Source organism: Salinicola avicenniae (genome assembly GCF_023736115.1).
GTDB lineage: Bacteria > Pseudomonadota > Gammaproteobacteria > Pseudomonadales > Halomonadaceae > Salinicola > Salinicola avicenniae.
The window spans coordinates 144,191-157,515 of record NZ_JAKQZC010000003.1 but is presented as its reverse complement, the minus strand read 5'-3'; the positions used below and the strand labels follow the sequence as shown (position 1 = coordinate 157,515).

The 13,325-nt window shown below is 64.8% G+C and carries 11 protein-coding genes; 3 read left to right on the top strand and 8 right to left on the bottom strand.

All coding sequences use genetic code 11. From position 1 onward, the window contains the following. Window positions 1-23: 23 nt before the first annotated feature. Together MC381_RS07200 and MC381_RS07195 are read right to left on the bottom strand one after the other, a co-directional pair. Window positions 24-2,153 (bottom strand): PhoX family protein, encoded by a 2,130-nt coding sequence (locus tag MC381_RS07200; protein ID WP_251977059.1) that lies wholly within the window; start codon window positions 2,151-2,153, stop codon window positions 24-26. 102 nt (window positions 2,154-2,255) lie between these two features. Then, window positions 2,256-3,338: a 3-deoxy-7-phosphoheptulonate synthase gene (locus MC381_RS07195; protein WP_251977058.1), complete on the bottom strand. Its 1,083-nt coding sequence runs from the start codon at window positions 3,336-3,338 to the stop codon at window positions 2,256-2,258. A 383-nt stretch (window positions 3,339-3,721) separates the two neighbouring features. On the opposite strand from MC381_RS07195, the gene MC381_RS07190 reads away from it, so the two are divergent. Further along, window positions 3,722-4,276: a sigma-70 family RNA polymerase sigma factor gene (locus tag MC381_RS07190; RefSeq protein ID WP_251977057.1), complete on the top strand. Its 555-nt coding sequence runs from the start codon at window positions 3,722-3,724 to the stop codon at window positions 4,274-4,276. Further along, complete coding sequence (locus tag MC381_RS07185) at window positions 4,255-4,962, top strand: anti-sigma factor (RefSeq protein WP_251977056.1); 708 nt, start codon at window positions 4,255-4,257, stop codon at window positions 4,960-4,962. Before MC381_RS07190 ends, MC381_RS07185 begins: the two co-directional genes overlap by 22 nt. A gap of 48 nt (window positions 4,963-5,010) precedes the next feature. Here MC381_RS07185 and folM read toward each other — a convergent pair whose 3' ends face one another. The 5 genes from folM to MC381_RS07160 form a co-directional block, all read right to left on the bottom strand. Beyond that, a complete protein-coding gene (gene folM / locus MC381_RS07180; RefSeq protein ID WP_251977055.1) occupies window positions 5,011-5,697 on the bottom strand; it encodes a dihydromonapterin reductase in 687 nt (228 codons plus the stop codon). Further along, window positions 5,694-6,500, bottom strand: a complete 807-nt coding sequence (locus MC381_RS07175) for a ferredoxin reductase domain-containing protein (protein ID WP_251977054.1) — start codon at window positions 6,498-6,500, stop codon at window positions 5,694-5,696. Before MC381_RS07175 ends, folM begins: the two co-directional genes overlap by 4 nt. A gap of 128 nt (window positions 6,501-6,628) precedes the next feature. Further along, complete coding sequence (gene ubiD / locus MC381_RS07170; protein WP_251977053.1) at window positions 6,629-8,128, bottom strand: 4-hydroxy-3-polyprenylbenzoate decarboxylase; 1,500 nt, start codon at window positions 8,126-8,128, stop codon at window positions 6,629-6,631. A gap of 106 nt (window positions 8,129-8,234) precedes the next feature. Beyond that, window positions 8,235-9,494 carry a transcription termination factor Rho gene (rho, locus tag MC381_RS07165; protein ID WP_251977052.1) on the bottom strand — a complete coding sequence of 420 codons (1,260 nt, stop codon included), beginning with the start codon at window positions 9,492-9,494 and terminating at the stop codon, window positions 8,235-8,237. A 387-nt stretch (window positions 9,495-9,881) separates the two neighbouring features. Further along, window positions 9,882-10,271: a thioredoxin family protein gene (locus tag MC381_RS07160; RefSeq protein WP_251977051.1), complete on the bottom strand. Its 390-nt coding sequence runs from the start codon at window positions 10,269-10,271 to the stop codon at window positions 9,882-9,884. A gap of 120 nt (window positions 10,272-10,391) precedes the next feature. Here MC381_RS07160 and MC381_RS07155 point away from each other — a divergent pair, with 120 nt between their 5' ends. Continuing rightward, window positions 10,392-11,900, top strand: coding sequence for a Ppx/GppA phosphatase family protein (locus MC381_RS07155; RefSeq protein WP_374708161.1), 1,509 nt, complete (start codon window positions 10,392-10,394; stop codon window positions 11,898-11,900). Here the strand turns inward: MC381_RS07155 and tilS are convergent. Next, on the bottom strand, window positions 11,888-13,162 hold the full coding sequence (gene tilS / locus MC381_RS07150; protein ID WP_251977049.1) for a tRNA lysidine(34) synthetase TilS: 1,275 nt from the start codon (window positions 13,160-13,162) through the stop codon (window positions 11,888-11,890). The two genes, MC381_RS07155 and tilS, sit on opposite strands and share 13 nt — an antisense overlap. Window positions 13,163-13,325 lie beyond the last annotated feature (163 nt).

Below are 13,325 nucleotides of genomic sequence, written 5' to 3'. Positions count from 1 at the left end.
TGCGATGCGCACCCGGCATCGTGTCAGACGCCGACCTGTCCGCCATCCTCCTTCCAGATCACCACCGTCGAGGCGCGTGGGCGAACCGTTCCGGACGTCGGCAAGGTGGCATCCTGCGTCAGCGCATCGCCATCCGCCGGCCAGTTGCCCGGGTGCTGGATGTTGATGAAGAGTGCCGTTCTATCGGGCGTGGCGAAGATTCCCGTCACTTCGCAGTCGTTGGGGCCGACCGCAAAGCGCTTGAGCTGATCCTGATTGCCGTCATCGATCACCGCCCCCCCGTTGCCAGCTTTCAGTGACGCGGGTACCACCGCCAGCAGCTGATCGTTGGTGTACTCCGCCACCGCGTTATCGCTGTTGTCGGTCTGGAACCAGAGTATACCGCGACCGTCACCGCGCTCGTCGTACCAGAGTCCGTCCGGACTCGCAAACTGGTTGCTAGCCGTGAGTCCGGAACGATTGGCTTTGTCCTCGGCGTCGCTGCCGAAGACGAAAATCTCCCAGTCGAAGCGACCATCATCATTCCGCTCGCGCCAGCGAATGATATGACCGTTGCCGTTGTCGGCACGCGGGTTGGCCGCGTTGGTGGGTGCCGTGGCATAGCCGACACCCGCCTCGTCGATTGCGCTGCCTTCGTTGGTATAGGTCGCCTCGCTGCCTTCCGCCGTGCGTTTGGAATTATTGGTCAGCGTGAAGTACACCTCGCCGGAAACCGGGTCGACACTGGACCACTCGGGGCGATCCATCGGTGTGGCGCCCATGCGGTCGGCGGCATCGCAGGTATGGATGATCACGCCGGCGAGATCGCCCGCCTCGAGCCCAAGCGATTCGGCCAGCGTCTTCCCGGCAGGCGTCCTGGCATCCGGCGTCAACGGCAGCCATTCGCCGCTGCCGTCTTCGTCGAAGCGCGCAGCGTAAAGCGTCCCTTCGTCGAGGTACTTGTTACCGATCGCCAGGCGATCCGCTTCGTTGCCCGGGCTCGGGGCGTCTGCCGGGTCCCAATTCGCCGCGCTGACGAACTTGTAGATATACTCGTTGCGCGAGTCGTGGCCGGTATAGAACACCAGCGGTTCGCCCTCGCGCACCGGCCCCGGCCAGCAACCCTCATGGCGAAAACGTCCGAGCGCAGTTCGCTTGATCGCCTGGGATTGCGTGTAGGGGTCGATCTCGACGACATAGCCAAAGGTGCGAGCTTCATTGCGATAGTCATCGCTTGCCCGCTCGCCACGCGGCGTGACGTCAAAGCGCGAGAACTCGCTCGACTGTTCGTCTTCGCCTGCCGCGGTCTCCCAGCCGTAACGCCCGCGATCGGTCGGCATACCGAGTCGTGCGTCGTCGGCATATCGCTCGCCTGTGTTGACGAACACCTCCGGCCAGTTCTCTTCGCAGGTCAGATAGGTACCCCATGGCGTATAGCCATTGGCACAGTTGTTGTTGGTGCCCCGAGTCTGGGTGCCGTCTTGCGAGTAGGCCGTCACGACATAGTCGCTGCCTGCCACCGGGCCCGAGAGCATCATCGGCGTCGCGGTAGTGAAGCGTCGGTTGTAGCGCGAATCGACAACATGGGACCAGCTGCCATCCGGCTGCCGTTCGATCTCGACGATAGTCACGCCGTGGGCATTGATCTCCGTACGAACCTCATTCGCCGGCCGCAGTCCATCGGGGTGGGTCGGGCCACCCTGTGGCGCCCAGAGCGCATCCTGATCGATATATTCGTTGTTGAGGGCGAGCAGGAACCGACGCGATCCGCTGTCCGCGTCGAGCGCAAACGCATGCATGCCATCGTGATGCATGCCCACACTCGCAGCCTGCTGCGCCGGCGTCATCGCGAGATCGCTGTGCCAGGCTGACGCCTCGGCGGTCAGCGGCGTTCCCCACGGGATCAGTACCTGGGCTCGATAGCCCGTGGGCACGACGACCGCATCGGTGCGCGAGCCCTGGATGGCCTCGAACGCCAGCGACAGCGGCGTCTTCTCTTCCGCCAGGGCCAGTCCGCTCGAACCCAGCCCGAAGCCGCCCATCATCGAGAAGGCGGCGAGACCGAGCCCTCCCTGCAGAATCTGGCGGCGTGACAGATGACGCGCGACAATCTCGTCGAACGGGGTATTGGCACTCGTGTTATGCAAGCGATGATCTTCGACTTCCCGACTCATCTTCTTTCTCCTCGTCACGGTAGATTCCGCGGAAGAGAATAGGGTCGAAACGATGACAGAACGGTTTCCAAGAAGACCCGTCTTTCAGGCCATGACGTCTCATCATGTCATTGCCTGGCGCAGACGCGCAGCGGCGCGGGTCAGCAGTCTCGCCGTGGTCTCCCAGCCGAGACAGGCGTCGGTCACCGAGACACCGTAGCGCAAAGGCTCGCCAAGCGGCTGCTTGCCCTCGAACAGATGACTCTCCAGCATCACGCCCATCAGACTCCGCTCACCATCGAGGCGCTGATCGAGCACCGTTTCGAGCACCTCGACCTGGCGACGATGATCCTTGCGCGAATTGGCATGACTGCAGTCGACCATGAGCCGCGGCGCCAGCCCGGCCTGCTCGAGCGCACGGCGGCTCGCGGCGACGCTGGCGATATCGTGGTTGGGGCCCTGATGGCCACCGCGCAGGACCAGGTGCGTATGCGGGTTGCCGGCGGTCTCGACCATCGCCGGTGCTCCGTGCTCGTCGACGCCGAAGTGGCGATGCCCGTGAGCAGCGGACTGCATCGCCGCAATCGCCACGTCGACATTGCCCTGGGTGCCGTTCTTGAAGCCGACCGCGGCACCGAGGCCGCTGGCCAATTCGCGATGGATCTGCGACTCGGTGGTCCGCGCCCCGATCGCGACCCAACTCAGCAGATCCTCGAAATAGGCCGCCGCCATCGGCTGCAGCACCTCGGTCGCCACTGGCAGGCCCAGCTCTGCGATATCACGCATCAGACGCCGCGCCATGGCCAGGCCGGCGGCCATGTCGTCGCTGCCGTCGAGATAGGGGTCGTAAGCCAGACCTTTCCATCCCACCGTCGTCCGGGGTTTCTCGACGTAGACGCGCATTACCAGCAGCAGTCGATCGCCAAGCTCGGCCTGGAGCGGCGCCAGGCGCTCGGCATACTCCAGCGCCGCCCGGGTATCATGAATCGAACAGGGGCCGGTCACCACCAGCAGGCGGTCGTCCTCGCCCGCGAGGATGGCGCGAATGGCCTCGCGCTGTTGGGCGATCGTCTGTTGCAGCGCCGCCGACAGCGGCAGCTGCTCGCGTAGCTCGCGCGCGGTAGGGAGGGAGAGCGTCCGACGCTCGCCAGCGGCGGGGGCGGAGCTGTCGGCAGCAGATGTCAGGGCAGGAGTCACAGCGTTCATGGCAATTCTCGTTCCAGAGTAGTGCCTGAAACGCGAGAACCCCCGGGTGGGGCTGCCATCCGGGGGTTCTCGTGCGAGGGAGGCAGCCCAGTTCCGGGCGTGCCTCGCGGTTCAGGTCATGTCGACCCACCGGCGGGCACGCCAGTGCTAAACCAATAGCCATAGCCCCAAAACACGGATGCCAGATAACCGCCGGCGGGTGCGGCAGTCTCGACAACGTTGTAGGCGTGTTTGGGATTCATGATGGCATCTCGCGGAAATCCCTTTCATCTTAACGCGCCGGCGACGTTTGGCAACCCCCGGCATCGCGAGCGTGCTGCGGCCTTTACTTGTTGCCAAGCGTTGACGAGACTGACGACGACGCCGCGCAAGCAGGGAATTTCATGGCCTACCCACCCCACGAGGTACTGATCGAGCACCTTCACGCTGCCGCCCGCGGCGACGGCAAGGCGTTCGAGAAGCTCTACCGCGCGACCAGCCCGCATCTATACGCGCAACTGCTGCGTATCGTTCGTCAGGAAGCCGCGGCCCAGGACTGCCTGCAGCAGGTCTACCTCAAGGTATGGCAGGTCGCCGGGCAGTACGATGCCAGCCGCGCCCGTCCGATGACATGGCTGTCGACCCTGACCCGCAATATCGGCATCGACTGGCTTCGCCGCCAGCGTCCACGGGAGTCCGACAGCGAGACGATTCTGCAAACCCTGCCGGGCGAGGCGAACGTCGAACGGGAGAGCGATCTCCACCAGCAGGCAGCATCGCTGCAGCAGTGCCTGGAGGAGCTCTCCGCACCGCAGCGCCAGGCCCTGGAACTGGCCTTCTTCGAGGGGCTGACGCATCACGATCTGGCGGCGCATCTGACCACGCCGCTAGGAACGGTCAAGAGCTGGGTCCGCCGCGGTCTGGAGAGATTGAAAGCATGCATGACTCGTTTCGCCTGAGCGACCCCGACGAGCGCGACCTAGCCGCCGGCGAGTACGTGCTTGGCACGCTGGAAGCGCCACAGCGCGCCGAATTCGAAGCGCTGCTCGCGGTCAGCCCCGACCTGCAAGCCAGCGTCGATGCCTGGCGCGAGCACCTGCAACTGCTCAATCAGCAGCTGACGCCTGTTTCTCCGCCGCAGCGCCTGTGGCCAGAGATCGCCCAGCGGCTGGGCCTTCGCACCGGACTGCTACAACGACTCGGATTCTGGCGGACGATCAGCGGCGTCGCGACCGCCGCCGCGCTGGCCCTGGCCGTGATGGCGTTGGCGCCGCGAGAGCCAGCGATGATGCCCGGTGAGTACGTCTTCGTGATCAACCAGCCTAACGGTCAGCCAGCCTGGATTCTCAACGCCACGCTCAACGGCAAGATGATGGTCCAGGCCGTGGCCCCCGGTCCAATGCCCGTCGGCAAGGGCGGGGAGCTGTGGATGATGGAAAATGGCACCCCGGTTTCGTTGGGTATGCTGCCGACCCAGGGACAGGCCACCATGCAGCTGCCGGCGAAGATGCTCAATCTGATGAAGACCGCCGACTTTGCCGTGAGCATGGAGCCGAGCGCCGGTGCGCCTGGTGGCAAGCCCTCGGGCCCGGTCATCGATGAAGGCAAGCTCGTGCAGATTCGCGGCAATACGGTCTCGCTCTAGCGCGACCGTATCGTTGTAGCAGGGTCCTGGAGCTGAAACCTGCCGGCATCAGGTGAGATGCTGGCCCCCATCGACCGGCATGACCGTGCCGGTCACGAAGTCATTGTCGAGCAGGTAGCGAATCGTCTGGTAGATAACCCCGGGGCCGGGAACCCGGCGAGCGTCGACCGGTGCCCCGAGTTCCGCGCTCATGATCAGTCCCGGCGCGACCGCATTGACCTGGATCTGCGGGGCGAACTGCGCCGCGAAGGAGCGCGTCAGGCTCTCGAGCCCGGCCTTGGTCGCGGCATACGCCACCTGCCCGGCAGCGCCGCGCTGCACCACGCTGTCGGTGATGTGAATGATGTCGCGCTGCGGCTCCTGGCACGCCTCGAGCAGTGCACGGGCGTGCAGATTGATCAGGTACGGTGCCTGCATATGGACCTGGAACAATCGCTCGAACGTTTCACCCGCTGCCTCGACGTCCGGATCGGCCACCCATTCGCTGGCATTATGCACGATGGCACGCAGGCTCCCGGTCGTCTCGGTGAGCCGGGCGATGAACTCTCGTATCCCCCGCTCGCTCGAGAAATCTGCCATCAGCGTGATGGCACCACGCTCGCGCAGCGAGTCCAGCGTGTCTCGCTCGCGGCGGTAGGTTACGATCACCGGGTGCCCATCATCGAGCAGGCGCTCGGCGCAGTGACGTCCGAGGCGCTGCGCACCGCCGGTGATGAGAATCGGCGACTGGCTCACGACTTCTCCCGCGCTTCACCGGGACTCAACGGCGCGCTCTCGGGATCGGCCTCCGGCAGCGGCAGAAACGGCACACGCGGCGCATAACTGAACACGTCCGAGTGCACCTGCGATTCCTCCAGGCCGAGCGGCGCGAGCGTGTCGACGCAGGCATAGACCATGCCCGGCGAACCGGCGATATAGATCTCGAGTCCGGCGAGAGATTCGAGCTCGGTTGCCAGCACCTCGTCGATGCGCCCCTGATGCCAGATGACGCCGGGCTGCGGCTCCAGCTCGACCTCCGGCGCTTCGATCACCGCGTGAAATTCGACTGCGGGATGGTCCAGGGCCCACTGCGCGGCCAGCGTCTCGGCGTAGAGATCCCGCCGCTCGCGGACCGCCCACCAGATCGAAATCTCGCGAGACGGGTCCTCACGCAGCGCCGCCTCGGCAATCGCCTTGAGCTGGGCAAAGCCGGTGCCGGCACCCACCAGCAGTAGCGGTTCCTCTCGCGCTTCGGGCAGGTAGCAGTCGCCATTGGGCAGACGCACGGACAGTCTGGCCTGATGGATCAGCAGCTCCCGCAGACGCGCGGAGTTCGTGCGCTCCGGCCAGTGCTGGATATGCAGCTCGAGCCGATCATCGCCGCGGTGGGCGCTGGCGATGGAGAACGGCACCCAGGTGTCGTCGTCCACGGCAAGTTCGAGATACTGTCCAGGCGCGTGGGCGATGGCTTCACCACGACCCTCGAGAACAACGCGAAAGACATCCGGTGTCAGGTCCTCGACCGACTCGACTTGGCAGGTCAGGATTCTGACCGTCATGCTTCACCTCTGTGTCAGACCGTGCGCGGCGCTATCCGCAACCGCGTCACGGCAATCCGAAATTGTCTCCCGGCGACGATAGCGGATCGCTCGCTCACCGGGCTTCCTCCATACGCGCGTCGTCGCGCTCAATCGTCACCATGACGCGCCGCCGGCGGCCGGATATCGATGCCGTACTCGCCCCAGCGCGCATCGACTCGCGCCTTGATCTCGGCGTCCATCACGATCGGCTCGCCCCACTCGCGGCTGGTCTCGCCCGGCCACTTGTTGGTCGCATCTAGCCCCATCTTGGACCCCAGGCCGGCAACTGGCGAGGCGAAATCGAGATAGTCGATCGGCGTGTTCTCCACCATGACCGTATCCCGCGCCGGATCCATGCGCGTGGTAATGGCCCAGATCACGTCCTCCCAGTTGCGCGCGTCGACATCGTCGTCGAGCACGATCACGAACTTGGTATACATGAACTGACGCAGGAAACTCCAGACGCCCATCATGACGCGCTTGGCATGCCCGGGGTACTGCTTCTTCATGGTCACCACCGCCATGCGGTAGGAGCACCCTTCCGGCGGCAGGTAGAAGTCGACGATCTCCGGAAACTGCTTGCGCAGGATCGGTACGAACACTTCGTTGAGCGCCAGCCCCAGTACCGCGGGCTCGTCCGGCGGGCGACCGGTATAGGTCGAGTGATAGATCGGGTCGCGGCGATGCGTGATGCGCTCGACGGTAAAGACCGGGAAGGTCTCGACCTCGTTGTAGTAGCCGGTGTGATCGCCGAACGGGCCTTCGGGTGCCATATCGTCGGGATAGATATACCCCTCGAGCACGATCTCGCTGGAAGCCGGCACCTGCAGATCCGCATGCCCGCATTTGACCAGCTCGGTACGCGAGCCTCGCAGCAGCCCGGCGAAGGCATACTCCGAAAGCGTATCGGGCACCGGCGTCACCGCGCCGAGAATCGTTGCCGGGTCCGCCCCCAGCGCCACGGCCACGGGGAAAGGCTCGCCGGGATACTCCTGCTGCCACTCGCGAAGATCGAGCGCGCCACCACGATGGCTCAGCCAGCGCATGATCAGGCGATTCCGGCCAAGCTTCTGCTGACGATAGATGCCCAGATTCTGGCGCGCCTTGTGCGGCCCTTTCGTGACCACCAGCGCCCAGGTCACCAACGGCGCGGCATCGCCCGGCCAGCAGTGCTGGATCGGCAGTCGGTCGAGGTCGACCGCGTCGCCCTCCTGCACGATCTCCTGACAGGGCGCTGAGCGGAGCGTCTTCGGCCCCATGCTCATCACCTGCTTGAAAATCGGCAGCTTGTCCCAGGCGTCCTTGAGCCCCTTGGGCGGATCCGGCTCCTTGAGAAAGGCCAGCAGCTTGCCGACCTCGTGCAGCGCATCCACGCTCTCCTGCCCCATTCCCAGCGCGACACGCGTTGGCGTCCCGAACAGATTGCCGAGCACCGGCATCTCGCTGCCCTTGACGTTCTCGAACAGCAGCGCCGGCCCTCCCGCGCGCAGAGTGCGATCGCAGATCTCGGTGATCTCCAGATACGGATCCACCTCGACGCTGATGCGCTTCAGCTCGCCACGCGACTCGAGCGCCGCGATGAAATCGCGCAAATCGTGATATTTCATACCGTTGCCCGCATCCCGCTAGCCAAGAACGCAAAAAAGGGCAGCATAACATGCTGCCCTCTGATGTCTGCTCATACAACGCGCGCGTCCACCGGCGCGCGTCGGATCAGCGCCGCTTCATGGCTTCGAAGAACTCGAGGTTCGTCTTGGTGTCCTTGAGGCGGTCGATCAGGAACTCGGTCGCGGCCACGTCGTCCATCGGATTGAGCAGCTTGCGCAGAATCCACATGCGCTGCATCTCCTCCTCGGACGCGATCAGATCCTCGCGACGTGTGCCGGAGCGGCGAATGTTGAGCGCCGGATAGACACGACGTTCGGCCAGCTTGCGATCGAGATGGGCTTCCATGTTGCCGGTACCCTTGAACTCCTCGAAGATCACCTCGTCCATCTTGGAGCCGGTATCGACCAGCGCCGTGGCGATGATCGTCAGGCTACCGCCCTCCTCGATGTTACGCGCGGCACCGAAGAAGCGCTTCGGCTTCTCGAGCGCATGCGCGTCGACCCCGCCGGTCAACACCTTGCCGGATGACGGCACCACGGTGTTGTAGGCGCGCGCCAGACGAGTGATCGAGTCGAGCAGAATGACCACGTCCTTCTTGTGCTCGACCAGACGCTTGGCCTTCTCGATCACCATCTCGGCCACCTGGACATGGCGTGCGGGCGGCTCGTCGAAGGTCGAGGCGACCACTTCGCCGCGCACCGTCCGCGACATCTCGGTCACTTCTTCCGGGCGCTCGTCGATCAGCAGCACGATCATATGGCACTCGGGATTGTTGCGCGTGATCGAGGTCGCGATGTTCTGCAGCATCAGCGTCTTACCCGCCTTGGGCGGAGAGACGATCAGGCCACGCTGGCCCTTGCCGATCGGCGCAGTGAGATCGAGAACGCGAGCAGTAATATCCTCGGTGGAACCGTTGCCGATCTCCATCAGCAGACGCTCCTGCGGGAACAGCGGCGTCAGGTTCTCGAACAGGATCTTGTGCTTGGCATTCTCGGGCTTGTCGAAGTTGATCTCGTTGACCTTCAACAGCGCGAAGTAGCGCTCGCCTTCCTTCGGCGGGCGAATCTTGCCGGCGATCGAGTCGCCCTTGCGCAGGTTGAAGCGGCGGATCTGCGACGGCGAGACGTAGATGTCATCGGGGCCAGCAAGATAGGAGGAATCGGCGCTACGCAGAAAACCGAAGCCGTCCTGAAGGATCTCGAGGACGCCGTCGCCGTAGATATCCTCACCGCTCTTCGCGTGCTTCTTCAGAATCGCGAAGATGATGTCCTGCTTGCGTGAGCGGGCCAGATTGTCGATGCCCATTTCCCGGGCAATGTCCAGCAGCTCCGGGACGGATTTTTGCTTGAGTTCGGTCAGATTCATGAGTTCGGTCAGAAATGGCTCGTGTCGCTGGCAATGACTTGCCGAGAAAAGAAGAAGGACAGGAGGCGGTCGGTTCAAACGCCACGCGGCGCGTTCAGTCGTCCCAGAAACAGTCAGGCTTTCCGCATGGCGGGCGGTTGCCGGGTAGCAGCCTACCGTAGGCCATGATATCGGGAGAGCGGTTCGATTCGCCTGCCATCTCTCGGCGTGGTGATATCCGAAAGACGTATCTTGTGTCCGAAGGTCGGTATCGGCCGAAGATCGGGACTGGGGTGACTGACGACTTGGGGGACCGCGGGGCGGTCGAGAAGCATTCGGAACAGGCGAACGTCCAGATGGTAGACAAGCTATGACATGAAAGCAAGCCCACCGATTCGGCGACGCCTATCAACTGCGGCCGGCCTCCTCGCATAGCTGGCGCAGCTGGTCGTCACTCAGCGCACCTACCCGCGTCGCACGAGGCTCACCGTCGACGAACAGCACCAGCGTCGGGGTCCCCTTGACGCCATAGCGCTCCGCCAAGGCGGGCTCGCGTTCGATATCGACGACGCCCAACGGCAGTGCGCGCACGATGTCGTGGGCGCTACCGGAAAGCCGCGACAGCAGCGTCTCGCAAGGCTGACACCAGTCGCTGACGAAAACGGCCAGCCAAGGCGCCTCATGCGTCTCACGCTGTCGATCGAACGTGTCGCCGTCGAGAATCTGGCGTGGCATGTCGAGGGTGTCCTTACCGTGTCGGAATCGCGCCAGCATGAAGCGCGGCTCGGGAATTGACAAGCCAGCCACCCCACCGCAACCTTGGACCTGACCGCACCGCGGCGTCCCCACGCGCCGCCGCCCACGGGCCGAGACGGGAAGTCCGCCCACGACGTTTGCCAGCTTTCGAGGATGCCGCGCATGAGCGGAACGCCGACCGCCAAGGACGCGACGCGTCGTCTGGCCGCCATCGATCTCGGCTCCAACAGTTTTCACCTGTTGGTGGCCAATCATCAGGACGGCCAGCTTCAGGTCGTGGCCAAGATGGGCGAGAAGGTACAGCTTGCCGCCGGGCTCGATGCCCAGGGCAATTTCACCGAGGAGGCAATGGCCCGTGCGCTCGGCTGTCTCGAGCGCTTCGCGCCGTTCCTGGCGGGCGTCGACGCTGACAATCTGCGAATCGTCGGCACCAATGCCCTGCGCGCGGCCAAGAACGCACGCCGTTTCATCGATCAGGCCGAAGCGCTGATCCAGCATTCGATCGAGATCATCGGCGGTCGCGAGGAAGCTCGCCTGATCTATCTCGGCGCAGCCCATGCACTGGCCGAAGTGCATGGCCGTCGCCTGATCGTCGACATTGGCGGCGGTTCCACGGAGTTCATCATCGGCGAGGATTTCGAGCCGCAGGCACTGGAGAGCCTGCATATGGGCTGCGTGGCCTATACCGGCAGTTTCTTTGCCGACGGCGAAATCAGCGAGAAGCGCTTCCGCCGAGCCGAGCTGGCCGCACTCTCGGAGCTGGCCAATATTCAGCGCCACTATTGCCAGCTGGGCTGGCAGGACCCGATCGGCTCCAGTGGCACGATCAAGGCCGCGGCGGCGGTGATCGGGGCACGCGGCGACGGCGATGCCTCCGTGATCGAGCGCGAAGCCCTGCTCAAGCTACGCAAGAAGCTGATCGCCTTCGGCCACCTCGACAAGGTAGCGATGGAAGGGCTGAAAGAGGACCGCGCCCGGGTGTTCCCGGCCGGCATCGCGATCCTGTGTGCCGTCTTCGAGGCCTTCGGACTGGAACGCATGCGCTATGCCGACGGCGCCCTGCGCGAGGGAGTGCTGTTCGACCTGATCGGTCGCGATACCCCGGAAGACTCCCGCCGGCACAGCGTCGCGTTGCTGATGCGCCGCTATAGCGTGGACACCGCTCACGCCGACCATGTCGCCCAGAGTGCCATGGTGGCGTTCGACCAAATGAAGCTCGTCTGGCACCTGTCCGAGGAACAGCGTCTGTTCCTATACTGGGCGGCGCAGCTGCACGAGATCGGCCTGGCGGTCTCCCACAGCCAATTTCACCGTCACGGCGCCTACCTGCTCGAGTACTCCGACCTGACGGGGTTCTCGCGGCCCGAGCAGCAGGCACTCGCGTTTCTGGTTCGGGCACATCGGCGCAAGTTCGCCCAGAAGGAGCTCGAGGAACTACCGGCGGCGGCCCAGCCTCTCTATGGCCGCCTCGCCCGACTGCTGCGACTGGCGGTGATGCTCAACCACGCCCGTCCCGAGCAGGCCATCACAGACTTCCGGCTCGACAGCGACGGCGATGCCATTCATATCGCACTGCCGGCGGAGCAACGTCACGTCCTGCTGCTGAACGATCTCGAACAGGAAGCCGCCTATCAGGCGGCCGTCGGTCAGACGCTGACCTACGACGCCTGAGCCCGCGTCAGGCGCCAGCCCGCTGCCGTGGCTACCCCCGGCACGGCGATCAATGCGTCGCCGTGCCAGATCAGCGGCAGCCGTTCGCGCTGCCACGGCGGCACACCCGCTTGCTGTAGCAACCGCTTGAGATCGCGCCGCCCGCGCCCCTCGAGACGCAAGCACTCCCCGCCGCGCCTGACAGTCACCCGGAAGGAAGCCACGACATCACGATCCTCCAGCGGCATCAGCGCGATGCGATGAACACCCCAGGGCGTCTCGAGCGACGCTCGCCCATCCCATTCCCGCTGCCAGTCGGGAGCGACCGGCGCCAGCGGCGCCATCAAGTAGAGTGTCTCGCGCCACAGGCGCGCTTCGCCACCTCGCCAGTCGACACACACCTGGCGATCTTCGCCGGCGCCTAGCAACTGGCGATCAAGCTCGGCCAGCCGCGAGCGCGGGATCGGCGGCACACCCAGACGTTCGAGGGCATGGCGGATCAACAGACGACGTCGCGACTCGCGCAAGGGCCTCAACGCCGTTATGGCCAGCCGGGCGGGCTCTCCACCGGCGGCACTCAGATCCTGCGCGGCCAGCTCCCCAAGCAGGTCGTCGGCCTCCTGCAGCCAGTCGGCACTCCGAGCCAGCGCGCGCGCGCCCTGAGGCCAGCGCTCGGCGAGCGCTGGCAGCACGCGAAGACGCAGATAGTTGCGGTCATAGCCGTCATCGCCGTTGGTGGGATCCTCGACCCAGCTCACTTTTCGCTGCGATGCCTCCTCCACCAACGCCGCGCGGGAGAGCGATAGCCACGGACGGGCGATCACGATGCCTGCCTCCTGGCGAAGCGGCGGCATGGCGGCCAGTCCACGCACGCCGCTGCCACGCAGTGCCGCCAGCAGAAAGGTTTCCGCCTGATCGTCGGCATGCTGGGCCAGCAGCAACAAATCGCCCGCGGCAAGATGCTGCCGGAAGGCCCGGTAGCGCGCCTCCCGTGCTGCCGCCTCGATGCCGACACCGTCGGGGACCACCTCGACCGGTACGACGGTCAGCGGCACCGCCAGCCGATCACACAGATCGCGACAGTGCGTCTCGAAATCGACAGCGGTCGCCTGCAGACCATGATTGATATGGATCGCACGAAGGGAAAGCCCGCGAGCGTGAGCCAGCGGTGCCGTGACATGCAGCAGTAGCGAAGAGTCCAGACCGCCGGAGAGCGCCACCCAGACACGACGCCCCGGCGCGCACTGCGCCAGGGCGTCATCGACGAGTCGATTGGGAGTCATGACAATGCGCCTCGCTTTGAGACACTGTGCTTACCGGAGTGCGAACGATGAACGAATCTGAGGCCGCCGTCGCAGGCTCGCTTAGCGCGATCAGCCCATTCACCCCTTGAGGCCATGCGGTCGAGCGAACGATACTCAGACAAGGCGAAGGCGAGTGCGGACG

Excerpts from the sequence above, each read along its gene's own strand:
- MC381_RS07200 (WP_251977059.1), bottom strand. The coding sequence starts at position 2,153 with ATGAGTCGGGAAGTCGAAGATCATCGCTTGCATAACACGAGTGCCAAT.
- MC381_RS07195 (WP_251977058.1), bottom strand. The coding sequence starts at position 3,338 with ATGAACGCTGTGACTCCTGCCCTGACATCTGCTGCCGACAGCTCCGCC.
- MC381_RS07190 (WP_251977057.1), top strand. The coding sequence starts at position 3,722 with ATGGCCTACCCACCCCACGAGGTACTGATCGAGCACCTTCACGCTGCC.
- MC381_RS07185 (WP_251977056.1), top strand. The coding sequence starts at position 4,255 with ATGCATGACTCGTTTCGCCTGAGCGACCCCGACGAGCGCGACCTAGCC.
- MC381_RS07175 (WP_251977054.1), bottom strand. The coding sequence starts at position 6,500 with ATGACGGTCAGAATCCTGACCTGCCAAGTCGAGTCGGTCGAGGACCTG.
- ubiD (WP_251977053.1), bottom strand. The coding sequence starts at position 8,128 with ATGAAATATCACGATTTGCGCGATTTCATCGCGGCGCTCGAGTCGCGT.
- rho (WP_251977052.1), bottom strand. The coding sequence starts at position 9,494 with ATGAATCTGACCGAACTCAAGCAAAAATCCGTCCCGGAGCTGCTGGAC.
- MC381_RS07155 (WP_374708161.1), top strand. The coding sequence starts at position 10,392 with ATGAGCGGAACGCCGACCGCCAAGGACGCGACGCGTCGTCTGGCCGCC.
- tilS (WP_251977049.1), bottom strand. The coding sequence starts at position 13,162 with ATGACTCCCAATCGACTCGTCGATGACGCCCTGGCGCAGTGCGCGCCG.